Here is a 21,883-nt window from a genome sequence, read left to right on the forward strand (position 1 = left end):
AGGTGAAGGTGTGTTGGGTGAGGGAGGGAGCTAACAACGAAGTTCCTAAGTCTAGCAAAGATTGACCGCACGTGACTGCCTCATGGCCCCCGTAGCGAAACTCGCCAAGAGTTTCGGCCTCCAGCCTATTCGCTTGGTGCTAAGTCAGCAGTCTACGATGTTGGTGAATAGCTAACGAAAAAGCGGCGATGGAAAATCGCTACAAGCCCGGAGTCGTAGCGTCTCAGCCTAGAGCCTATCCGCAGCGAGGTTTCCGTGTACCTGGTTGACGTCTTAACCAGTGATACAGCAAACACTCACGATTCGTGGTACATTTGCAGATCCTTCACTCCTTCACTCCTTCACTCCCCCTCTCCTCGATTCATGACCGCACGCCTCGCACTCACGCTCCTATTCGGTTTCGCCGGCACTCTATTGACTTTGGCTGCTAGTCCCGGCGACGCTCCGGTTTCCGACATGACGTGGTCGCTCGACAGCACCGGCGACTTTATCGTCCACGGTGACATCCAAACCGCCGATGGTGTGCAGGACCGCTCGCTCGTTTTTGACGGCCGATCGTTACTGACGCTGAAAGATTCAGCCGAACGGATCGCCGCGAACAAGCCATTCACGCTGGCGATCTGGGTCAATCCCTACCGGCTTGGCGGAACTCAGCAGATGATTGCTGCGGCGCATCAATACTCGTTGGGCCAGCGGAATTGGGGGGTGATGATTGACAACGACAAACGTTTCCGACTGTATGTATGGCAAGGCAAATGGGTCACCGCCGACTGCGACCAAGTCCCCAAACCAGGCCATTGGCATTTGGTCGCGATCCAATTGCGGGACGACGCCGCCGAGCTTTGGGTCAATGGCGAACTTGCCGCAAGTGTGCTACTGAAGCAACCGCTCCAACCCAGCGAGACTCCAATGACCTTTGCCGGCGTGAACGACGACGGTCATCTTCGCCAAAATTTCAGCGGCGCGTTGGACTTGGCTCGCTGGTTCGACCGATCGTTGACCGCTGCGGAAATGAAGGATCTGTATCATCCGGTGACCGCAACACATGAAGTTCCTGAGTTACCGAAACCGGTTCCGTTGTGGGATGAGACCAGCACGTTGCCCACCGCTTCCGATCTTCCGCACCTCGATGGCGTGCGTTTCGGTGTGATCAAACCGTACGAGTTTTCGAAAGATGGGTATCGGTTCTTGCATGGCGTGGCACTCGGATTTCATCGCAACCGTCTATACGCCTCGTTCGGGCACAATCAAGGTGGCGAGAATACGGATTCCGAACAGGCACGAGTCTGCCACAGCGATGATGACGGCCGGACTTGGAGCGAGGTGACGACGATTGACGCGGGGGACGAACCGGGAATCGGAGTCAGCCATGGAGTGTTCCATTCGCACGATGGCGAATTTTGGGCGTTTCACGGAGCGTACTCCGGCACGATGCAAAGCGTCCACACTCGTGCTTACCTGCTTGACGAGTTGACTGAGACTTGGACGCCAAAGGGAACGGTAATCGAAGGCGGATTTTGGCCGATGCAGCAGCCGATCAAAATGCAAGACGGCAACTGGATCATGGGTGGTCTTCGTGTCGGCGATGGCAATCCTGCCGCAGTCGCGATCAGCCACAGTGATGACTTCACCGCCTGGGATCTAATTGTGATCCCACGCGGTGAGGGAATCGGCAACATGTGGGGTGAATCGACCGCGTTTGTCGATGGTGCGACGATCGTCAATGTTTCTCGCTATGGAGCTGAGGCCACCGCGCTGCTTGCCGAGAGCGACGATTATGGTCGCACATGGACCGCGTCACGTCCATCGGATCTGCCGATGACGACAAGTAAACCCTACACCGGCACGCTCAGCAGCGGTCAACACTATCTCGTCGGAACCACGGCAGCAAACAATGGCGGACGGCGTTCGCCGCTGACGATTGCGGTGACGCGCCCCAATGAGAACCTGTTCAGCAAAGCGTTCGTGATTCGCCACGCGGAAGATGACGACGGACCAGGCGAATCGCATCCGCAAGCGAAATTGTCGTATCCCTACGCGATCGAGCATGACGGAAAATTGTATGTTGGTTATTCCAACAGCGGTGGCGGCGTCGGCCGTGTCGGAAGCGGACGTGAATTGTGGAACAACAACAGTGCCGAGCTAGCCGTGATCCCAATTCGAAGTTTGATATCGCCGTAGCAAGCGTCGCGAAGACTTTCGACGCGAACCGAACAGCTCCTCGTTAGCCTTTGATCTCATCCCACTTCAACTCGTGAGGCATCACATGTTGCTTGACCGAGATGGCAGCGGCTCGCCCGGCGGCCTCGCCCATCGGCACCGAATTGCCAGTCACTCGGTAGCTCGAGTGGGCAATGAAATCGCCGCTGATACAGCGGCCTGCCATCAGCAATCCGTCGACATCAGCGGCGATCAAGGCAGGATACGGGATGTCATACGGCTTCAGACCACCTTTCTTAAACTCGCGGCTGACCTCTTTGTTGCCATCTTGATTCAGTGCATGAACATCAATCGGAAACTTGGCCTGGCAGACCGATTCAGGGTGCTTTAATCCCTTGGCAAGATCCTGTGCAGTAATGTGATAGCGACCGCGAATCCGGCGACCTTCGCGTACGCCCAACTGCTCGGCAGTCGCGACCACGGCGATGTCTTTCCAGATGCCGCCGAGACTTCGCAATCCGTTGACGATTTCGTGAATCTCGCGGCGGGCCCGGATGGTCGCTTGGGTAATGGCATCAGCGTCAAACGCGGACACACCGTACTCGTGATTGGTCATGATCGAGTAGATTCCGCTGTGCAGATGCCGAAGTGTCGGTCCGCGATACGATGGCGTGATCCCGTTGTCCTCCATCAACTTTAACAGCAACGGTTTGGCGGACGCTGCGGTTTCGCGAATGTAGGGGCGAACGGCTTCGGCATCGATCCCGGTCAATAACGCGAGCATCGACATCGGTTGACATTCACAATCGCTACCCACTCCAACATCGAAACGACAGCCAGCGTGGGCCGCCAAATCGCCATCGCCGCTGCAGTCGACAAAGCGGTCGGCCAGCCAGGCTTCGCGTCCTGATTTGGATTCCGTCAGCACCGCGACCACGCGGTTGTTCGAATCGGTGACGGCCCCGACCAATCGAGTATGCAAGCGAATTTTCACCCCCGCATCGACGCACAACTCTTCCAGAACCAGCTTGGCGATCTCGGGATCGTAAACGGTGCCACGTGAATCGCGTGCCACCTCGCTGCCACGCGATGCAAACGCCGTTAGCAGCTCGTCCATGACCCCCGACTTGTTTTCGGCATCGAGGATTTTAGTCAGCAGCCCTGCGGTCCAAACACCGCCCAAACATCCGGCGACCTCGATCAATTGCACCGATGCGCCGGCGCGAGCGGCCGCAATGGCAGCGGCGATCCCGGCAGGTCCACCTCCGCAGACTAAGACATCGGTGTTTCCCGCAACGGGGATCGCTCGCTGTTGTTCGATTAGTTGTCGGCGGTCGGCAGATAACATCCCCTGCGTTTGCAAAACATCGCCGCTGACAGGGTTCGCCACGCGAATCGCCTCGCTCGCGGCGGCGGCGTCAGTATCCGGCGACGTCAGCGATGCAGAAACAATAACACCACCAGCAGCCGATTGCAGAAAAGCACGACGCGACGACGACTTTAAGTTCATTTTGGTTTCATCCCATGGGAGACATCCTCACAGCCTGGCGACCGCACTCCGGTTGCGTAAATCGCTGCGTGGGAAACAGGTCCGTCTTACCAGTCTATATAGACTATACGAAACCCGAACCTAAATGTTGGCCAGACTTACGATGCTGCCGACAATAATCGCGAGCCAATGCGTTGGTTTTAAACTTGCGTTATTTGGCACTCACGGACAATTTTGCCAACGAAATACGAGCACGAATCGCAAGAGAGTGCGTTCGTGGCTTGGCTGCGGCCAGAGCAAGCCGAACCAGAAGCCAGCCATTCACTGGCCTACGCCACGTGTTTGTATTAGATAGCGCAACTTTAACCATTTACGCATCGGAAAATTCAAGATCTGGGCTAGGCCGAGAATTTAAGTTAGGCCGAGCTAACTGCGGTTACAACGTTCTCGGGGTCCAACAAGTGGTCGTTCGCGTCTTGACCGTTCGCCCACACTTCCATTCCCGTGCTCTGGGCGTCTCCGCGAAGTGTCGCAAAAGCAACATCGGCGGCGTCGCGGCCCGTGCCGATGCGAACAAAGCCCCCGACTGGGGCAAGTCTGGTCGCGTCGAACAGAAACCATTCTCCACTGAGGTAGGCTTCAAAGAATCCGTGAAAGTCTGGCGGTTGCAATTTGACGGCGTACCCAGAAACGTAACGAGCCGGGATTCCCATCGCACGACAGAGACTGATGGCGACATGGGCATAGTCGCGGCACACACCGGTTCGTTGTAACAACACGTCACAGGCAGTGGTTGTCGGGCCAGTGCTGCCAGGCGTGTAGGTCAAATGCTCGTAAGTCCAGTTGCAAATTGCGGTCACTCGCGAGTAACCAGGAACCAGCTGGCCAAACTCTTCTCCAGCAAAACGATATAACTTATCGGATTCACAGTAGCGGCTCGGATTGAGGAAGCTCAGCACGTCGGCGGGAAGATTCTCGTAATCAACCTCGCACAAATCAGTCGAATCGACTTCGCTTGCACGAAGCTCGACGGTGGCCTGATACTGAATCGTCAGTTCACCTGGGTCAGCCGTCATCCGCAGCAAACGATTGCCGAGCGGTCCAACGGCGCACTCCTCCACTTTGTGATAGGGGTAAATTTCGATCGACTCATTCGTCGTCGACTGATGCTCGTTCTGTGCGACGGAGATGTTCAGAAGGAAAGTAGTGGGCGAATTGACCGTGTAATTGATTCGGCTGCCAACAAGGATCTGGTTCATCATTAAGTCTGTGGTTGAAGAGTGGGGGAAAGTTTCCTGTTACGCAATGCGTGGACGTAAGCTAGTTTGTCTAAAACAGCAGGGGGAATTCGTTCTGGAAGCAACGACTTCAGCCCCAGATCGAAATTGTATTCGTTCACTTCGATGACGATCTCCAGCACGGACAAAACGAGCTCCTCTGCATTCGCGTCGGCCGATAGATCAAATTCACAACGTCCAAGTTCCATCGCGGTGGTCGCGATGGCCATGATGTCGAGGTAGGCGTTTACTGTTTCGGCAAAATCTTCCCATGGGTGCATCGTAGCATAGGCACTGACAAAGCTGTTGGCCCAATTCGATGGCGGGCCTTGGTTGTAGTGCCTTTTCATCGCTTCGCTATAATCGATCGCTCCAGGATCACCAAAAAGTTGCTGGTATCGCTCATAGGCCACACGCGATGCCCACGACCAATCGATGTAGTGCCCGATCTCATGTCGCATGTGCCCGATTAGGGTACGGTGAGGCTCGCCCAGTTCAACTCGCAGTCGCTCGCGATGGACACTGTCTGCTTCCGCTAAGTTGATCGTGATCAATCCGTTCTCATGTCCGGTGGTGACCTTCGTTGCTTGCCCTTGAATATCGATCGAATTTTCAAGGAACTCGAAGCTCAATGGATGCGATTGCTGCACCCCGTCGATGAAAGGCGGCAAGTTGAGTTCTTCGAGCTGCAACAGCAATCGACGTTTCGCCGATTCCATCGTCGCCCAACGATGCACACTTTCAGGTTGATTTAGCGGTGGAATCACACTTGTGAATTCGCAAAAGCGACAGAGTGTGTTGGCTAGTCGATTGAACGAATGACAAACGCCGTGCGATTGGTTCGTGCAGGCATGCACCACGCAATGACACGAATCGCAAATCCAAGACGGTTTATCTTCCAAAAAACTAGTCAGCGAACCACACGCTGTACAACGTCCAAGCGGCGCATGACAGGAAAGGCAACGATGATTGTTGAAAAAAATACGACTTCCACAGCGACACTTGCCTGTTTTCACGATCGCACCGCATCGGAATGACCCGCTATGTCGCCGAGCAACATGGTTAATTCGCGACCACCCCATGTGAAATCGCCACCCCAAAGGCCGAACGGAACAAAGCCGGCCGAGACAGCGATGTTACGGATAGCCGCGAGCAACAGGGCATCCGCAGTAATAATTGCCATTTTAGACTTGGGTTTTGCCATTCAGTGGATCACACGAATTGTTTGGAATCCTGGTGTAAGCAATTTCGATCGTCGAACGAAAAAGCAAAGATCCGAAGAGCAAAGACTGCGCCAACCCGGTGAGAAACGAGGCAAAACAATCGATCGCCTTAATAAATCGATTTGGGTTTTAATCTCCGTTGCCTAAAATCTGGTGCCCGCCAACGCGATCGGATCATCCCCCCCAGTCTTAGCGGTGCTTTTGAAGTGACGTGTTGCTGGCGTGACAAACCGATTACAATGCAACACCCCGCCGAGTGTATCGATCCTTCGAACGCTCTCCTCTCCCTCCCTCCGATAATCCACTGGTGCGATCCTACGATGGCTCGGTCCACGCCAACTTCACCGAATCAGTGCAAGTCAGCACGACGCGTCGCCGCGGCGGTTCGCTCCGCGAAATCGAGCCGAGCGGCGTTTTATCCCGCTCGTTGCCAATGTTTCTTGGTCTTGCTCTGTTTGATAACGACGTCGGTCGCGGCGGAACAATCCGAAGCGGATTGGAGTCAGGCTTACGAAGCGACCATTCTGCCACTGATGAAATCTCACTGCTTGGATTGCCATGGCGAAAAGGACGCGGAAGGCGAGTTTAACATCGCCCAATTCACCGACGGTGCGATGGCGATCAAGCATCGCGATTCGTTTGAACGGATCGTCAAGCGAATTGAGTTGGGCGAGATGCCGCCCGAAGACAGTGAACCATTCACTGCCGAGCAAAAGCAATCGATCCTTGCCTGGTTCGATGCTCGGCCTAAACAAAAACTGTGCGATGAATTGGCGTCCGAGGCGACTCAGAAATGGTACCGCGGCAACGTGATGTCACGGCGATTGACGCGTAGCGAATATTGTTATGCGATTGAAGATCTCGTCGGTGCTCCGCTGCCGGATTCGATCAGTCTGCCGTCCGATGGCAGTGGTGGCGAAGGCTTTGACACTAATGGTGATTCGCTGTTCTTGTCCCCAATTCATCTGGAAAGCTATTTGCATGCTGCCGACTGGGCGTCACATCAGTGGCTTTCCACCGACCAAATCGGCGAAAAGCCCGATACAGCTGACGCAACGTCGGCTCGAAAATCCACTCAAGAAATCGTTCGTCGGTTTGCTCGCCGAGCGTGGCGGCGGCCAATCAGCAGCGAGGAAATCCAACGTTTAATGACGTTGTATGATGCGGCGGTCGAGCGAGCAAAATCCCATGATACGTCCCTTGTCGCCGCGGTCTCACAACCACTCAAGGCAATCTTGTTGTCGCCGAATTTCCTGTTCGTCGTCGAAAAAGAATCACCCGAAGGAGGTGTCCAACGTTTGACGGCTCATGAATTGGCAATGCGATTGTCGTTATTCCTTTGGTCGTCCATTCCTGACGACGAGTTGTCGCAGCTTGCCGATTCGGGCGAGATCCTTCACGACGACGTGGTCAAAAGCCAAGTGGCCCGGATGTTGGCCGATGAACGGTCCAACCGGCTTGGCGAGAATTTCGGACTGCAGTGGTTGGGCCTGACCGATCTAAAATCAAAAACGCCCGATCAAGAGATCTTTCCCGATTTCGACAACGCGCTGCTTGCCGACATGCAACTCGAAGCGACGTTGTTTGTCAGCGATACTTTCCGACAAGATCGGCGGCTATTGGATTTGATCGATGGCAATCATGTGATCATCAATCAACGGCTTGCTGAGCATTACGGATTGACCGTAGCCGCAGAAGATTTCGCCAAATCGAAATCCGATGACGCAGCCGCGTGGACACGAATCAAAGTCGACGACGGTCGTCGCGGCGGCGTGATGACGCTCGGCGCGGTGTTAGTCAAAACATCGCACTCGCGTCGCACCAGTCCGGTGTTGCGAGGCCAGTGGATTCTGAGCGAAGTGATCGGTTCTCCGGTGCCACCGCCGCCTCCCGGCGTACCGCCTCTGGAAGAAGCCGACAACGAAGGCGAGCACGCCACGCTTCGAGAACAGCTCGAACTGCACCGCAAAAACCCAGCCTGTGCCTCGTGTCACAACCGGATGGACCCGCTTGGCTTTGGACTTGAAAACTTTGATGCACTCGGACGATGGCGTACGAAGGATGGGGAAAGCCCGATTGACGCCAGCGGCCGCTTGCCGTCGGGACAGACGTTTAGTGGTCCGGCGGAACTGAAGTCGTTGGTGGCAAAACGTGCCGACGAGTTCCGCAAACACTTCGTGAAGAAGCTGCTCGGATTCGCCTTGGGGCGATCGCTTAACAAATTTGACGACTGCGTGGTTCGTGAATGTATCGACCAGCTGAAAGCCCACGATGACCACGCCGCGATTTTGATTGAAACGATTTGTTTGAGCTACCCATTTCAACATCGTTTCTTCAAAGCCTCGGTCGACGCAAACTAACCGCAACCTAAACTGACAACGCAATTGGATGGCAATGAACACGCAGCCCCCCACAAAAGCTCGGATGAACAACGCCACACGCCGCCGTTTTCTCAAAGGCATGGGCGTTTCATTAGCACTTCCGTGGATGCATTCGGCATTGCCATCTTCGGTTCGTGCTGCTTCGGACGCCACCGGTGGCAACGCGCCGCTGCGAACTGCATTTTTGTATTTTCCTAACGGGGTTTGGGAGAAGGCTTGGGTGCCCGAGACGGAGGGCAGCGACTACACGTTAACGCCGTCGCTCGAACCACTTGCGGATGTTCGCAGCGATGTGTTGGTGCTAAGTGGACTTGATAAAAAGAACAGCCATGGTGGTGACGGTCACTACGCAAAGACCGCGAATTTCTTGACCGGAATGCCGGTCACCAAGACCACCAGCAAGGACATCAGCAGCGGCGGTATCTCGGTAGACCAATTGATCGCCAAGCAATTCAAAGGCAAGACGCCGATCACCTCGCTCGAATTGGCAACCGAACCGGTGATCTCAGGAATCGACAGTAACGTCGGCTATACCCGTCTGTATGGCTCGTACATCTCGTGGGAAACCCCCAATCGGCCAGTGGCGAAAGAGATGAATCCGCGGATCGTCTATGACCGTTTGTTTGGTCGCGACGCAAACACGTCGCAATCGGAGGCCGAGTCGTACCAGAATTTGCTGGATTACGTACTCGACGATGCCAAACGCGTCCGCGGACGGTTGGGCCGCGATGATCAATTCAAAATGGATGAATATCTCGAAGCCGTCCGTGCGGTCGAGCGACGCATTGAATTTGCCACTCGGGGGCAAGCCCGCGAATGGGAACCGAGTATCGATCCCGCGGAGATTGCCCGCCGACGTCCCGGGGTTCCCAATGATTTTCGGGAACACATTGACGTGATGTTGGATTTGATGGTTTTGGCATTTCAAACGGATTCCACGCGAGTCGCATCGTTTATGTTTGCCAATGACGTCTCGGGACGCAACTTCTCGTTTCTTGATGGCGTCAAAGGTGGGCATCATGAAATGAGTCATCACGAGAACAAGGATGCCAAGATCGACCAGTACCAACAAATCAACCGTTGGCACGTCGAGCAGTTCGCAACGTTGCTGAAGAAAATGAAAGGCATTCAAGAAGGCGAATCAACACTGCTGGACAATTCAATGATCATGTTCGGATCGAGCATTTCCGATGGCAACCGCCATGATCCCGATAATTTGCCAATCTTGGTTGCCGGTCGCGGTGGTGGCAAAATCCAAAGCGGGCGTCACATTGCTTACAAAGACATGCCGCTGTGCAACCTCTATCATTCGATGCTGGACGCGAACGGCGTCGAAGTCGAATCGTTCGGCGACAGCACCGGCCCCTTGGCCGAATTGCTCAGTTGATCCAGAGTCCCCTGCTCCAAGGTCCCCTGCTCCGGGGTCCCCGTACGATTGTCGAACCGAATGCCATACCAGCGAGCAAAACGCCCTGAAAGTGACGCCTGCGGCATCGAAATGCCTCACCTCGTTTTGTCAAAATGGCAAATCGCCTGAGAAACCCCGGGATGCCCGCTCAGCAAGCTGAGGCAACCACGTCGCAGGCAGCCTGAAATGGCGGCTTTAAATCGAGCGTATTCCATTGGGGTTTGGCGATACGATCGCAGCTCAACGGCTGTGCACACAAGCAAAAGAATACACTTTCTACGATTTTTTGCATCGCCTTTAGTTGTCAACGGGATGGCATTCCTGTTAGTCTATGGAACCTTCTATAGTCCATAGAGTAAGTTTAGGCACCGTTACATCAGATGAACGCGCTGGCTGGGCTTTTTCAACACATCCATGATCAAAGACCTTGGATTTTTCCAAGAGTCGAGACTCGGGCGTTTGGCTCGCGAACTGAAACTCCTAAGACGACAGAAGCGAATCTTTCGGGGCGATTGTTTTCAATCTTACGTTTCAACGCTCTACCCTTCGGTAGGTCGTCTATTTTTTCTCCCCAAATCGTTTAGGAGTTTTCCTTATGCGCATCCGAATTGAATCTCGGCAGCGAGGCTTCACCTTGGTGGAGCTTTTGGTAGTAATCGCGATCATTGGCGTCTTGGTTGGACTATTGCTGCCGGCAGTCCAAGCGGCTCGCGAAGCCGCTCGGCGAATGAGTTGCAGCAACAACTTCAAGCAAATCGGGCTTGCCGTTCACAATTACCATGCGGCATACAACCTGATTCCAAAGCATGGAACGGGCACTCCAAGCTTAGCCGGTGTTCCCGAGGGGCACACGGTGGCAAATGCTCCGATGTCAAGCAGTCGGCTCGAAGTCAGTTGGTTGGTTGGGCTTACACCATTTATGGAGCAACAAGCGTTGTGGGAACAGATCAGCAATCCCTACAAAGACCCGGTATCGGGTGCGCAGTTTCCGCCGATGGGCCCCAATCCACGCCGCTCGCTGGATCACCACGCTGCCACTCGATACGAGCCTTGGCTGACAGAGATTCCCGGTCTTCGTTGTCCAAGTGATCCTGGCAAAGGGTTACCGTCGCAAGGGCGAACCAACTATGCCTGTGCAGTCGGCGACTCGGCCCTGCAGTTGAATGGCGGTGTCTCGGATAATGGTTCGCAGTCCACCTCGGGCGCGATCTCAAAGAACGCATCGAGTCGGGGCTTCTTTATCCCGCGAAACACAAGTTCCTTCACCGATGTGCTTGACGGATTATCCAACACAATCTGTGCTGCAGAAATTGCTACCGACCTTGGAGACAGCGACGTACGCACGCGGGGGGCGAGATCGAGTCTTGATAACGTAAGCGTGGCAGGTGGCATCCAATCCTGTGACCAGTACGTCGATCCTCTTCGTCCAAGTTTTTGGGCGAGCACGTTTGTCCCTGCGCTTCATGAAGGAGGAGGCACCGAGCCCGAGCAACGTCGCGGATACAAGTGGGCAATGCAGCGAGGTATCTGGGGTAATGTCACAACCATTAATCCGCCCAATAGTCTTGTTTGCGTCGATCGCAACAACTTTAACAACGGCTTATACCCACCAAGCAGTCGGCATCAAGGCGGCGTTCATGTTTTGATGGGGGACGGAGCGGTGAAATTTGTGACCGATTCGATTGAGGCCGGCGACCAGACGAGCGCTCACGTAGGTACCGCTGCACCTTATCTGCTGCCCGGAAACAAGAGCCCCTTTGGACTTTGGGGCGCGCTCGGAACTCGAGCTGGGAAAGAAACCGACTCGACACTCGAATAGGAATCGTGTCGACGCACATTTCACATAAACCTGGTTGCAGCCAAAGTCGCTGTACTGACTGCGACCCATCATTTTCAGAGGATCTAAATGAATCGATTATTTAAGTTTGCTGTACCTGCAATGGCTGTCGCACTGCTCGTCGGATGCGGCGACAGCAACGCCACGGCCCCCATGGCTGAGCAAGATGAACTGACGCAATGGGTCAAAGATAACCCAGCGCCTCCTGCGACACCTGTGGAAGAGTCCAACTAATTTCCCAGTCCTCTTTGGATTATTACTTGGACATCGCTCGATTTCATCACTTGCCCATGGTGCAGCGGATGCTTCCGCCGGACCATGGGCTTTTTTGTTGCGGTGAATCTACGGCTTTAGCACCACTTTGATGCAGCCGTCTTCGCGGGCTTCGAACGTTTTGTACAGGTCGGGTGCATCTTCGAGTTTTGCTCGATGCGTGATGATGAACGACGGATCAAAACCGTCGTCAATAATTCGCTTCAGCAGCGGTTCCATGTAATGCTGCATATGCGTTTGACCGCTCTTGATGGTCAGCGCTTTGTTCATCACCGCGCTCATCGGCATGCCGTTCAAATTGTCGGTATAAACCCCCGGCACCGACACGGTCCCTCCCTTGCGACAACACTTGATCGCTTCGGCCAGCGAGTAAGGGTGATTCGCCGGAACGTGCGCGGCTTCGCGGAGATCATCCACCGTTTCCCGGACACTGCCGGCGGCATGCGACTCCGCGCCGACTGCGTCGATACAGCGATCCGGACCTCGTCCCGATGTCATCTCCATCAGCTTTTCGTAGACATTTTCTTTTTCAAAATGAATGACTTCGGCGCGTCCTTTTGATTTCGCTAGTTCCAATCGTTCGGGCACACGGTCAATCGCGATCACACGGCCGGCACCCAACATCCATGCACTCTGGATCGCAAATTGGGCGACCGGACCACAGCCCCACACGGCGACCGTGTCACCCGGTTCGATACCGCAGTTTTCCGCGGCCATGTATCCGGTGGGAAAAATGTCCGACAGAAACACGACCTGATCATCGTCGATCCCTTCAGGGACTTTGATCGGTCCGACGTCCGCATAGGGGACTCGCAAGTATTCGGCTTGCCCGCCGGCAAACCCGCCTAACATATGCGAGAAACCAAACAAGCCGGCGGGGGATTGCCCCAAGACTTCGGCGGCCTGTGCCGCGTTGGGGTTCGATTCGTCACACAACGAATACAAGTTACGTTGGCAGAAAAAACAGGAGCCACACGAGATCGTGAAGGGAACTACCACACGATCTCCTTTTTTAAATTTGGTAATCGCGTTGCCCAGTTCCACAATCTCTCCCATCGGCTCGTGGCCGATGATGTCCCCCGCTTTCATGGTCGGCATGTAGCCGTTGTACAAGTGCAGGTCGCTGCCACAGATCCCAGATGATGTGATCTTCACAATCACGTCGCGAGGATCTTCGATTTTCGGATCATCCACATTGTCTACACGAACATCATGTCGTCCGTGCCAGCAAAGCGCTTTCATTTTATTTCTCCCCGTGGCACCGCGATTGGGAATCTCGCGAGCGTTTAATTGTTGAACTACAAATGATTCCGCGGTGCCGTCGTGTGCTTCCCCGTCGGCCGGGACTCGTCGAGCGTCACCACCTCGATCCCGAGCAACGCAAAGTCCATTCCATTTGTGAATTGCCCAATGGAACCGGGCCATCAGACCGCATCGCCGATGCCAAACGTCACCGCACTGGAACACGCTCGTTCATCGTGGTCGCTGTGCGATCAGATCGCTTCGAAAACAGCGGGCGTCAATATGAAGTCAAGTGATGGCAAATTTGATCCAATCTTCATCCGCTCAGTGCATGCGATCGCTCATTACGAACCGCATTGCTGCGTTTGGCTTGACAACGATTGTCCACTGCGGAGAATCCGCCGTAAAAGCCGCCGTTTTCTGGTGTTTGTTCAGCAGTGTTTTGTTGCCATGTCGTCGACATCGCGGACGTGGGGGGGCCGGATAGGAAGCGATGTTTGCGGTCCGCTCGCCCCTTTAGCCGACGTTGCAACTCGCCGCTGCAAATCTCATTCGCTACACTTCGTCTAAAACAGGTGACCGAATGATCGATCATCTGCACATTGAATGCCCGCATTTCGACTCTCACCGATTCAATCCAACATGCCTGCCACTTTTTCCCCCACGAATCTCTCTCGTCTGTCTCGTCAGCTCATCACCTTGTTCTGCACCGCGGTTGCGATCGGCAACAGCGTTGTCAGCGGTAGCGACCCAAGTTCGCAGCAAACGCCATTTAGCGAAGTGAAATGCGATGGCGATTACGCCCATCATCTGCAAGGCGTCTGCACGAATCGCCAGGACGCCATCTATTGGTCATTCACAACACAACTGGTGAAAACCGATCGCGATGGAAACGTTCTAAAACAGGTCGCGGTCCCTAACCATCACGGAGACCTCTGTTTTGACAATGGCCGCGTTTACGTCGCGGTGAACCTTGGCCAATTCAATCATCCTCAAGGCAATGCTGATTCGTGGGTCTATGTTTACGACGCCGATTCGCTTGACTTAGTCTCGAAGCATGAAGTCCAAGAGGTCTTCCATGGCGCGGGCGGAGTTGGAATTGCCGAAGATCATTTCTTCGTGGTCGGAGGACTGCCCGACGGCGTGCAAGAGAATTATGTCTATGAATACGACGCCGATTTTCAGTTTGTCCAAAAGCATGTGATCGATAGCAAGTGGACTCAGCTTGGGATTCAAACCGCGACATTTCACGAGGGTGCGTGGTGGTTTGGTTGCTACGGGGCACCATATACGCTGTTGAAGACCGATGCCGATTTCAACATGATTGGACGTTACCATTTCAATTGCAGCCTGGGGATTGTCGGAATCGCGCCGAACCAGATGCTGTACGCCCTCGGCCCGAAAACCGCGAACGGACGCTGCATGGGAACGCTGCACTTAGCACGCCCCGATGAAAAACAGGGACTCGTGGCAATCAAGAAATAACTTCTTGCCCGATCAAAGGTTGCGGTCATCGTCGGTTTCGCAGTGCGATCTGCTTTCGCCCAAAACTAGGTTAGCTTTTGTAGCGTTGCGTCCGATCGCTACTTCACCAAGCTGACCGAGCGTCTCACTCGTTAACGACAGCGTCATTGCATCGGAGAGGTGCGGTCGATTGCGTGGTCGCCCCCTCACCTGAATTCCATAACTGCTGATTTATTTGCACTGATTATAGGCCGCGGGCCGACACACCCTCGGCCGGTGCTGTCAGTGTGTCGGCCTCCGGCCTTACGACGATCAGTCGCCTCTAAACCGTTGGCTCACGCCAACGGCAAGTAATGTTTCGGCCTCCGGCCTACTCGCTTGCTACTATTTCAACAGTCGCCTTCGTCGGTCGGCAGGACACGGCGGCATCGTCCGGCGGAAATCGTAGTTTTCTTCTCGCTCCGACCGGACGGCTCGCGGCGTGCCGCTCCCCGAAGGAGACTGCATTGGGCAACCGGTCCGCGAATTTCCGCTGGTGTGGCGAGGGCGATTGTGCAATGAGCAAAATTTTCAGCTAAACTAGCCCTTCGGCGTTTAGTCCCTCCCCCCTCCCCATTTTGGCGATCTTGCCCTCGATACGTTCCCATGAAACAAAATACCTTTGTGCCTCTATTCTTCTTGTCTCGCGTCAACTTGGCATTGCTTGTACTGACCGCACTGCTTGCGTACTGCCCCCGCCATGCCGATGCCTCCGAACAGCCCAACTTCATCATCATCTTCACCGATGATCAAGGCTACGGCGATCTTGGTTGCTTTGGTTCCGAGACAATCAAAACGCCAAACATTGACCGCTTGGCAGCCGAGGGCCGCACCTACAAGAGCTTCTATACCGCTTGCTCGGTCTGTTCACCATCGCGTGCCGCACTATTGACCGGCAGCTATCCAAAACGTGTTGGATTGCACCAGCATGTGTTGTTTCCGCAAAGCAACCATGGGTTGAATCCAGACGAATACACGATCGCGGATCATTTGGGCAGTCAAGGTTATGCGACCGCGTGCGTTGGCAAATGGCACCTGGGGCATCACCCCGAAACGCTGCCTCGTGCGAACGGATTTGATTCCTATTTTGGCATCCCCTATTCCAATGACATGAATCATCCCGACAACAAGGGAAAACCGCGGTTGCCATCGGACACACTTTGGAAGGATCAAGCCAGTGCCATCACGATGTGGAAGACGCCGCTGGTTCAAAACGAAGAGATCATCGAAGTTCCCGTTGACCAACGCACCATTACGCGGCGGTACACCGACCGAGCGATCGAGTTCATCACTGAGAACAAAGAGAAGCCCTTCTTTTTGTACCTGCCGCATTCGATGCCGCACATTCCGCTTTATGTGCCTGAGGATGCGTACGATCCGAATCCCGCTAACGCTTACAAGTGTGTGATTGAACACATCGATGCCGAAGTCGGCCGCATCGCCGACACGGTGCGTGAACTGGATCTGGCCAAGGAGACTTACATCATCTACACGAGTGATAACGGACCGTGGTTGCAATTCAAGAATCACGGCGGCAGTGCAGGCCCCTTGCGTGAAGGCAAAGGAACGACGTTCGAAGGTGGCCAACGGGTGCCGTGTGTGATGTGGGGACCTGGCCGCATTCCAGCGGGCACGTCCACCGACGCATTCACATCGACTTTGGATTTGCTGCCGACGATTGCGGCACTTACTGGCACCCCGCTTCCCGAGTCGGGCAATACGATCGACGGATTTGATATCTCGTCGACCTTTACCAGCGACACATCGCCACGCGATGAATTGCTTTTCTATTCTTCACATGGTGATTTGCAAGGCATCCGCAAGGGCGATTGGAAATACCTCGAAAAAGCGCCACGCAAACGAAACAACCCAAAAAACGTTTCGTCCGAGCCACAGGTGTTTCTGTTTAATTTGGCCGACGACATTGGCGAACAGAAAAACGTGAAGGACAGCCACCCCGAGATCATCGCCAGGCTGAAGAAACGCATGCACAAGGTCGATGACGAAATCACCGCAAACGCACGACCGGTATGGCGAAAACAGGTTGCCGCATCGAAATAAGCCGCTGGTCAATCGCGGCACTTGACGCCGCATGGCGAGCGTCAAGTGCCGTCGACTTTGGGTGCGGTACGGCGCAAGCCGTCCGGTTGCAGCGTGAAAAACGTTCGATTTCAACCGGGCGGGCCCCACGCCGCACCGCTAGATACACCATCCGATGAATTTCCATGTGCAGGGCGAGCGAAAACCGATCGGTCCTCGTCGCTTTTTAACGCTTGGCGTTTCGCTTTTTCGCACTTTGCTCGTCCGACGTCTTTTTCGCTAGCTCGCTGAACTGATCAAGCAAGGCATTCCACTGAGCTTCCAATGCCTGGGCTTGCTCTGGCATTTGCGAGATCAAATTACTCGATTCCGCGCGATCAGTCCTCAGGTCGTAAAGTTCCCACGGTTGTCCCTCAGCCGCGACGAGTTTCCAGTCACCGCTGCGAATGGCACGATTGCCATCGTGTAACCACCACAATGCATCTCGCTCGATGGTGACGTCGTCCTTCAGCGCCGCTGCAAGACTCTTGCCGGGGAATTCGGGGCGTTCCTTCGTTGATTCGTCATCGGGAATTTTAACATCCGCAACATCTAAAATCGTGGGCAAGATATCGATCACATGCGACGGCGTATGCCTTAGCTCTCCTCGATCCGCGATCCCATCCGGCCAATGCACGATCAGCGGCGTGCTGGTCCCGCCCTCGTGAACCCAAGTTTTGTGACGCCGAAAGGGAGTGTTGCACGCACTCGAGAACCCAGGCCCAAGACACAGGTAAGTGGCCGCCGAACCGGGATCGGCATGGGGATCATGACCGCCGTTTCGAATCATGATCTCTGCACTCGCGCCGTTATCCGATGCGTAGAATAGCAATGTCTTGTCGAGTTCTCCCATCGCTCGCAACTGATCGACCACGCGGCCGATTTCTTGATCCATCCGATCGACCATAGCGGCGTGGATTGCCATCTTGGTGGCTTGGAATCGTTTTTGTTCTTCGCTCAATTGATCCCAAGGTATCGGACGATCGATCTCGCCCGCCCCCAGTTCTTTAATCGCTTCGGGAAACGCGTAAGGAGGACCGACCTCGGGTTCCAAGGCGGAAAGTGTGGTGTCCAACAAACCGAGTTGCTGTTGTTTTGCGAACCGTTGTGCGCGCATCGCATCCCAACCATCCAAATAACGGTCGCGGTAACGCTCAATATCCTCGGGCAACGCGTGCAGAGGAAAGTGCGGCGAGATGAATGCGATGTAGTGAAAGAAAGGCTGTTCAGCGAAATGCGTTTGATGATCTTTCAAACATTCGATCGCATGATCCGCAGTCGCAGTGGTGGTGTAATAACCCGTTTCGTCCGCGGGCACTTTCAACGGCACATCGTCGACCAGGTTGCCCTTGTCGGTAAAGAAGTTGCCTTGGTTATTGACGCAGTAGGATCGATCGAATCCCGCATCGAGCACCTTGCCGTCGATATGCCATTTGCCACTGTGGTAGCTGCGATAGCCGTGAGGCTTCAAATATTCGGGAATCAGTTTCGCCCACGACTGACGCACGCCACGGCCACCACCGCCCAGTTTGGGTAACGCATCGCGGTGGACTTGTTGAGCATAAAACCCGGTCATCAACGCAGCACGTGTCGGCCAGCAGCGCGCGGTGTTATAGAACTGAGTGAAGCGAAGTCCGTTTTCCGCAAGTGCGTCCAGATGCGGCGTCGCGATCTCGCCGCCATAGCAACCAACGTCGCTGTAGCCCGAATCATCTGCCAAGATAAACACGATGTTGGGACGTTTCGCCTGCAGTGGCGACGCAGCGGCTAACAGAAATCCGACCGCGGAAATCAGGGTGCAAATCGTACGATTCATAGCAGGTATTCACTTCGAGAGTTTGAGTCGATCAACATCCATCGCTGCCGCGATCCCATCGTCTTTGATCACAATCGCTATGACGAGGCAACTTCGATCGCGCACCACCGCCAATCGCTCGTCATTCGACTCAACCGGGGCCGCCTTCGCAGCAGGTTTCACAGATGGTGTGACAGCGTGAACATTGCAGTTTAGCCCGAATCTCGATCATTGTCCCGCCACAGACAGGGCAGGCGGGACGCGGCGGCTTGGGTTCGTCTTTTTTCGTGTCGTTGGTCATGAATCGGTGAAACTTGGCGAATGCGAATGGGTGCGTGAGGACCAGTATAGAAGGTTACCGCCAAGCAAAACAATCAACCCCGCGGCCACGTCGACGGCATTTTTCAACGGGGCTGGTCCTGCACCCGCAATTTCGGCTCAAATACAGCGTTCGCAAACCACTCAATCGCCGGAGCCTAATTCGTTGACCGCCACGCAATCGATTCAGCCAGTCCTTCGCAGCGACTACCAGCCCCCCACCTATTGGATCGAAAACGTCGAACTCGACTTCGACCTCGATCCTCGTGAAACCTTGGTAACGTCCCGCATCTCGGTGCGTCGCAACCCCGAGCAATCCTCGAGCAAGCTGGATCTGGCCGGTGAAAATCTGAAATTCCAATCCGTGGCGGTCGATGGCAAACGGCTGGACGAAACGCAATATCAGCTGCGCGACGATGGGATGACGCTGCTGGATTTGCCCGAGTCGTGCGTCATCGAAACGAAGGTTCTGGTTTCGCCAGTGACCAACAAATCGCTTTCAGGGCTGTATCAAACCTCTGGCAATTATTGCACTCAGTGTGAAGCGGTTGGTTTTCGCCGGATTACCTATTTCCTAGATCGTCCCGACGTGATGACGACTTATCGTGTGACGATCCGTGGCGACAAGCAATCTTGTCCCGTGATGCTGTCCAACGGCAACCGAGTTTCGCAGCGATCGCTTGACGACGGGCGGCATGAAGTTGTATGGGAAGATCCATTTCCCAAACCGAGTTACCTGTTCGCACTCGTCGCCGGTAATCTGAGATGCCACCGAGGCACCTTCACTACCCGCAGCGGCCGAGACGTCGCTCTGGAAATCTGGGTCGAACCACAAAACATCGACAAGTGCGAACACGCGTTGGTGTCGCTGCAGAAATCGATGAAGTGGGACGAGGACGTTTTCGGACTCGAGTACGACCTGGATATCTACATGATCGTGGCCGTGAACGACTTCAACATGGGCGCGATGGAAAACAAGGGGCTGAACGTCTTTAATTCCAAATACGTGCTGGCACTTCCTGATACGGCGACCGACGAAGATTACATGTTGATCGAGGCCGTGATCGCTCACGAGTACTTTCACAATTGGACCGGCAATCGTGTCACCTGTCGCGATTGGTTCCAATTGACGCTCAAGGAAGGCTTGACGGTTTTTCGCGACCAGCAATTCACGGCTGATCAAACCTCCGCTGCAGTCAAAAGGATCGATGACGTGTCGGGATTGCGAGCCGGCCAGTTTGTCGAAGACAGCGGGCCAATGGCACACCCGATTCGGCCTGAATCCTATATCTCGATGGACAATTTTTACACCGCAACGGTCTATCGCAAAGGTGCCGAGATCATTCGCATGTACCACACGATCTTGGGTGCCGAAGGCTTCCGTCGTGGTATGGACTTGTATTTCGAGCGACACGATAACTCGGCGGTCACGTGTGACGATTTCCGTGCCGCGATGGCCGACGCCAACGATGTCAATTTCGATTTATTTGATCGTTGGTACTCGCAAGCCGGAACGCCGGAGTTGACCGTCACCGAAGCCTGGGACGCTGCGAAGGGCGAATACACGCTGACGATGACGCAGTCCTATCCACCGCTGCCCGGTGGCAATCCCGGTACCGTGGACCGAAAACCGGTGCCTTTGCCGGTGCGTGTCGGATTGTTGGATGCCGAAAGTGGCGAAGAGATCGAACAACACGGCGGCGTTGTGATGCTGCAATCGGAATCCGAGTCTTTCACGTTCGGCGGTCTGACCGCAAAGCCGATCGCCTCCGTCTTGCGAGGATTCTCGGCACCGGTTCGCTTGCGAATGCAGCGTAGCGAAGCGGAACTCGCGTTCATAATGGCTCATGACACCGATTCGTTCAATCGTTGGGACGCTGGCCAAACGCTGGCGACAAAATTGCTGATCGATGCAGCCAACGTGATCAGCGAGGGAGGAAATCTCGAGTTGTCAGGTCAATTTCGTGACGCGTTTGGGCGCGTGCTTCATGACGACTCCGTTGATGAAGCCTTCAAAGCGCTCGCGTTGACGTTGCCTCGCGAAAGCGTTTTGGGGCAAGAAATGGCCGTGATCGATCCCGACTCGCTGCATACCGCTCGCCAATTCTACCGACAGCAACTTGCTGAGTCCTTTCAATCCGAATTGACGGCCCTGTACAACGATCAGGCGGCGGACGGAGCCTACAAGAATGATCAACAATCAATCAATCGCCGCCGTTTGAAGAACGTCGTGTTGGCCTATTTGTCGGCACTGGATACATCCGAGTCGGTGTCTTTGGTTGCCGGTCAATTCGATCAGGCCGACAACATGACCAACAAGCAAGCCGCATTATCGCTGTTGGCAAACTTGGATGTGCCGGCTCGGGAAGAGGCACTCGCTGCGTTCTACAAGAAATACCAATCCGACCCGTTGGTGATCGACAAATGGTTTGCCGTACAAGCGGTTTCGAGTCGCGAGGATACGATCGAGCAGGTCAAGCGGTTGACGACACATCCCGACTTTAGCGTCGATAATCCGAACCGCGTTCGCTCGCTGATCGGAGCGTTCACGCAAAACCAGGTCCGTTTTCACCAAGCCGACGGAGCCGGTTACAAGTTGTTAGCCGATTACGTCTTGAAAATTGAATCGGCCAACCCGCAGTTGGCTGCCCGGTTGGTCGCGGCTTTCAACAGCTACCGCCGGTTTGATGAATCACGACAAACGCAAATGCAAAACGAGCTGAAGCGGATCGCTGAACATCCAGGGCTATGCAAAGACGTCCACGAGATCGTCCAGCGGGCCTTGCGTTTTTAAACACGGAAAAGGCTTCTAGAGTGGCACGGGGCGTCTCGTTCCCAAACTCACCCACCGTTCCCCTCGCCATCGATCCAGCATCACCCGGATGGAATTGGCCGTTA

At 54.7% G+C, this 21,883-nt stretch carries 16 protein-coding genes; 9 read left to right on the forward strand and 7 right to left on the reverse strand.

The genetic code is table 11. The annotated features are described in order from the left end of the window. Window positions 1-363 precede the first annotated feature (363 nt). Entirely contained in the window at window positions 364-2,181 is a 1,818-nt protein-coding gene (locus tag ABEA92_RS20605) for an exo-alpha-sialidase (protein ID WP_345685745.1), read from the forward strand. A gap of 43 nt (window positions 2,182-2,224) precedes the next feature. On the opposite strand, the gene ABEA92_RS20610 is transcribed toward ABEA92_RS20605, so the two are convergent. The 4 genes from ABEA92_RS20610 to ABEA92_RS20625 form a co-directional block, all read right to left on the reverse strand. Next, window positions 2,225-3,670, reverse strand: coding sequence for an FAD-dependent oxidoreductase (locus ABEA92_RS20610; RefSeq protein WP_345685746.1), 1,446 nt, complete (start codon window positions 3,668-3,670; stop codon window positions 2,225-2,227). 395 nt (window positions 3,671-4,065) lie between these two features. Next, window positions 4,066-4,911: a transglutaminase-like domain-containing protein gene (locus ABEA92_RS20615; protein ID WP_345685747.1), complete on the reverse strand. Its 846-nt coding sequence runs from the start codon at window positions 4,909-4,911 to the stop codon at window positions 4,066-4,068. After that, entirely contained in the window at window positions 4,911-6,008 is a 1,098-nt protein-coding gene (locus ABEA92_RS20620; protein WP_345685748.1) for a putative zinc-binding metallopeptidase, read from the reverse strand. The genes ABEA92_RS20615 and ABEA92_RS20620 overlap by 1 nt, the downstream gene beginning before the upstream one ends. Next, window positions 5,939-6,130, reverse strand: a complete 192-nt coding sequence (locus ABEA92_RS20625; protein WP_345686119.1) for a hypothetical protein — start codon at window positions 6,128-6,130, stop codon at window positions 5,939-5,941. Before ABEA92_RS20625 ends, ABEA92_RS20620 begins: the two co-directional genes overlap by 70 nt. Before the next feature lie 339 nt (window positions 6,131-6,469). On the opposite strand from ABEA92_RS20625, the gene ABEA92_RS20630 reads away from it, so the two are divergent. The 4 genes from ABEA92_RS20630 (at window position 6,470) to ABEA92_RS20645 (ending at window position 12,009) form a co-directional block, all read left to right on the forward strand. Further along, a complete protein-coding gene (locus ABEA92_RS20630; protein ID WP_345685749.1) occupies window positions 6,470-8,509 on the forward strand; it encodes a DUF1592 domain-containing protein in 2,040 nt (679 codons plus the stop codon). 64 nt (window positions 8,510-8,573) lie between these two features. Further along, window positions 8,574-9,917: a DUF1552 domain-containing protein gene (locus tag ABEA92_RS20635; protein ID WP_345685750.1), complete on the forward strand. Its 1,344-nt coding sequence runs from the start codon at window positions 8,574-8,576 to the stop codon at window positions 9,915-9,917. Between the two features lie 616 nt (window positions 9,918-10,533). Further along, entirely contained in the window at window positions 10,534-11,757 is a 1,224-nt protein-coding gene (locus ABEA92_RS20640) for a DUF1559 family PulG-like putative transporter (protein WP_345685751.1), read from the forward strand. Window positions 11,758-11,844: 87 nt separating this feature from the next. After that, window positions 11,845-12,009 carry a hypothetical protein gene (locus ABEA92_RS20645; protein WP_345685752.1) on the forward strand — a complete coding sequence of 55 codons (165 nt, stop codon included), beginning with the start codon at window positions 11,845-11,847 and terminating at the stop codon, window positions 12,007-12,009. Window positions 12,010-12,117: 108 nt separating this feature from the next. On the opposite strand, the gene ABEA92_RS20650 is transcribed toward ABEA92_RS20645, so the two are convergent. After that, entirely contained in the window at window positions 12,118-13,290 is a 1,173-nt protein-coding gene (locus ABEA92_RS20650; protein WP_345685753.1) for a zinc-dependent alcohol dehydrogenase, read from the reverse strand. A 62-nt stretch (window positions 13,291-13,352) separates the two neighbouring features. Between ABEA92_RS20650 and ABEA92_RS20655 the strand changes: the two genes are divergently transcribed. Beyond that, window positions 13,353-13,586 (forward strand): hypothetical protein, encoded by a 234-nt coding sequence (locus ABEA92_RS20655; RefSeq protein WP_345685754.1) that lies wholly within the window; start codon window positions 13,353-13,355, stop codon window positions 13,584-13,586. Window positions 13,587-13,606: 20 nt separating this feature from the next. Here ABEA92_RS20655 and ABEA92_RS20660 read toward each other — a convergent pair whose 3' ends face one another. After that, on the reverse strand, window positions 13,607-13,906 hold the full coding sequence (locus ABEA92_RS20660) for a hypothetical protein (RefSeq protein ID WP_345685755.1): 300 nt from the start codon (window positions 13,904-13,906) through the stop codon (window positions 13,607-13,609). A gap of 26 nt (window positions 13,907-13,932) precedes the next feature. Between ABEA92_RS20660 and ABEA92_RS20665 the strand changes: the two genes are divergently transcribed. Both ABEA92_RS20665 and ABEA92_RS20670 read left to right on the forward strand, forming a co-directional pair. Next, on the forward strand, window positions 13,933-14,775 hold the full coding sequence (locus ABEA92_RS20665) for a hypothetical protein (protein ID WP_345685756.1): 843 nt from the start codon (window positions 13,933-13,935) through the stop codon (window positions 14,773-14,775). A gap of 624 nt (window positions 14,776-15,399) precedes the next feature. Continuing rightward, the gene (locus ABEA92_RS20670) at window positions 15,400-16,854 is read left to right on the forward strand and encodes a sulfatase family protein (protein ID WP_345685757.1); all 1,455 of its coding nucleotides are present in this window, start codon (window positions 15,400-15,402) and stop codon (window positions 16,852-16,854) included. A 205-nt stretch (window positions 16,855-17,059) separates the two neighbouring features. On the opposite strand, the gene ABEA92_RS20675 is transcribed toward ABEA92_RS20670, so the two are convergent. Next, window positions 17,060-18,688 (reverse strand): arylsulfatase, encoded by a 1,629-nt coding sequence (locus ABEA92_RS20675; protein ID WP_345685758.1) that lies wholly within the window; start codon window positions 18,686-18,688, stop codon window positions 17,060-17,062. 463 nt (window positions 18,689-19,151) lie between these two features. On the opposite strand from ABEA92_RS20675, the gene pepN reads away from it, so the two are divergent. After that, a complete protein-coding gene (pepN, locus tag ABEA92_RS20680) occupies window positions 19,152-21,779 on the forward strand; it encodes an aminopeptidase N (RefSeq protein ID WP_345685759.1) in 2,628 nt (875 codons plus the stop codon). Window positions 21,780-21,883: the final 104 nt, after the last annotated feature.

Origin of the sequence: Novipirellula caenicola (assembly GCF_039545035.1) — a bacterium.
GTDB lineage: Bacteria > Planctomycetota > Planctomycetia > Pirellulales > Pirellulaceae > Novipirellula > Novipirellula caenicola.

Bases quoted from the DNA above. Each gene is read 5' to 3' on its own strand.
- ABEA92_RS20625 (WP_345686119.1), bottom strand. From the start codon at position 6,130: ATGGCAAAACCCAAGTCTAAAATGGCAATTATTACTGCGGATGCCCTG.
- ABEA92_RS20635 (WP_345685750.1), top strand. From the start codon at position 8,574: ATGAACAACGCCACACGCCGCCGTTTTCTCAAAGGCATGGGCGTTTCA.
- ABEA92_RS20630 (WP_345685749.1), top strand. From the start codon at position 6,470: ATGGCTCGGTCCACGCCAACTTCACCGAATCAGTGCAAGTCAGCACGA.
- ABEA92_RS20660 (WP_345685755.1), bottom strand. From the start codon at position 13,906: ATGCGGGCATTCAATGTGCAGATGATCGATCATTCGGTCACCTGTTTT.
- ABEA92_RS20650 (WP_345685753.1), bottom strand. From the start codon at position 13,290: ATGAAAGCGCTTTGCTGGCACGGACGACATGATGTTCGTGTAGACAAT.
- ABEA92_RS20670 (WP_345685757.1), top strand. From the start codon at position 15,400: ATGAAACAAAATACCTTTGTGCCTCTATTCTTCTTGTCTCGCGTCAAC.
- ABEA92_RS20675 (WP_345685758.1), bottom strand. From the start codon at position 18,688: ATGAATCGTACGATTTGCACCCTGATTTCCGCGGTCGGATTTCTGTTA.
- ABEA92_RS20645 (WP_345685752.1), top strand. From the start codon at position 11,845: ATGAATCGATTATTTAAGTTTGCTGTACCTGCAATGGCTGTCGCACTG.
- ABEA92_RS20620 (WP_345685748.1), bottom strand. From the start codon at position 6,008: ATGGGGTGGTCGCGAATTAACCATGTTGCTCGGCGACATAGCGGGTCA.
- ABEA92_RS20655 (WP_345685754.1), top strand. From the start codon at position 13,353: ATGATTCCGCGGTGCCGTCGTGTGCTTCCCCGTCGGCCGGGACTCGTC.
- ABEA92_RS20640 (WP_345685751.1), top strand. From the start codon at position 10,534: ATGCGCATCCGAATTGAATCTCGGCAGCGAGGCTTCACCTTGGTGGAG.
- ABEA92_RS20665 (WP_345685756.1), top strand. From the start codon at position 13,933: ATGCCTGCCACTTTTTCCCCCACGAATCTCTCTCGTCTGTCTCGTCAG.
- ABEA92_RS20610 (WP_345685746.1), bottom strand. From the start codon at position 3,670: ATGAACTTAAAGTCGTCGTCGCGTCGTGCTTTTCTGCAATCGGCTGCT.
- ABEA92_RS20605 (WP_345685745.1), top strand. From the start codon at position 364: ATGACCGCACGCCTCGCACTCACGCTCCTATTCGGTTTCGCCGGCACT.
- ABEA92_RS20615 (WP_345685747.1), bottom strand. From the start codon at position 4,911: ATGATGAACCAGATCCTTGTTGGCAGCCGAATCAATTACACGGTCAAT.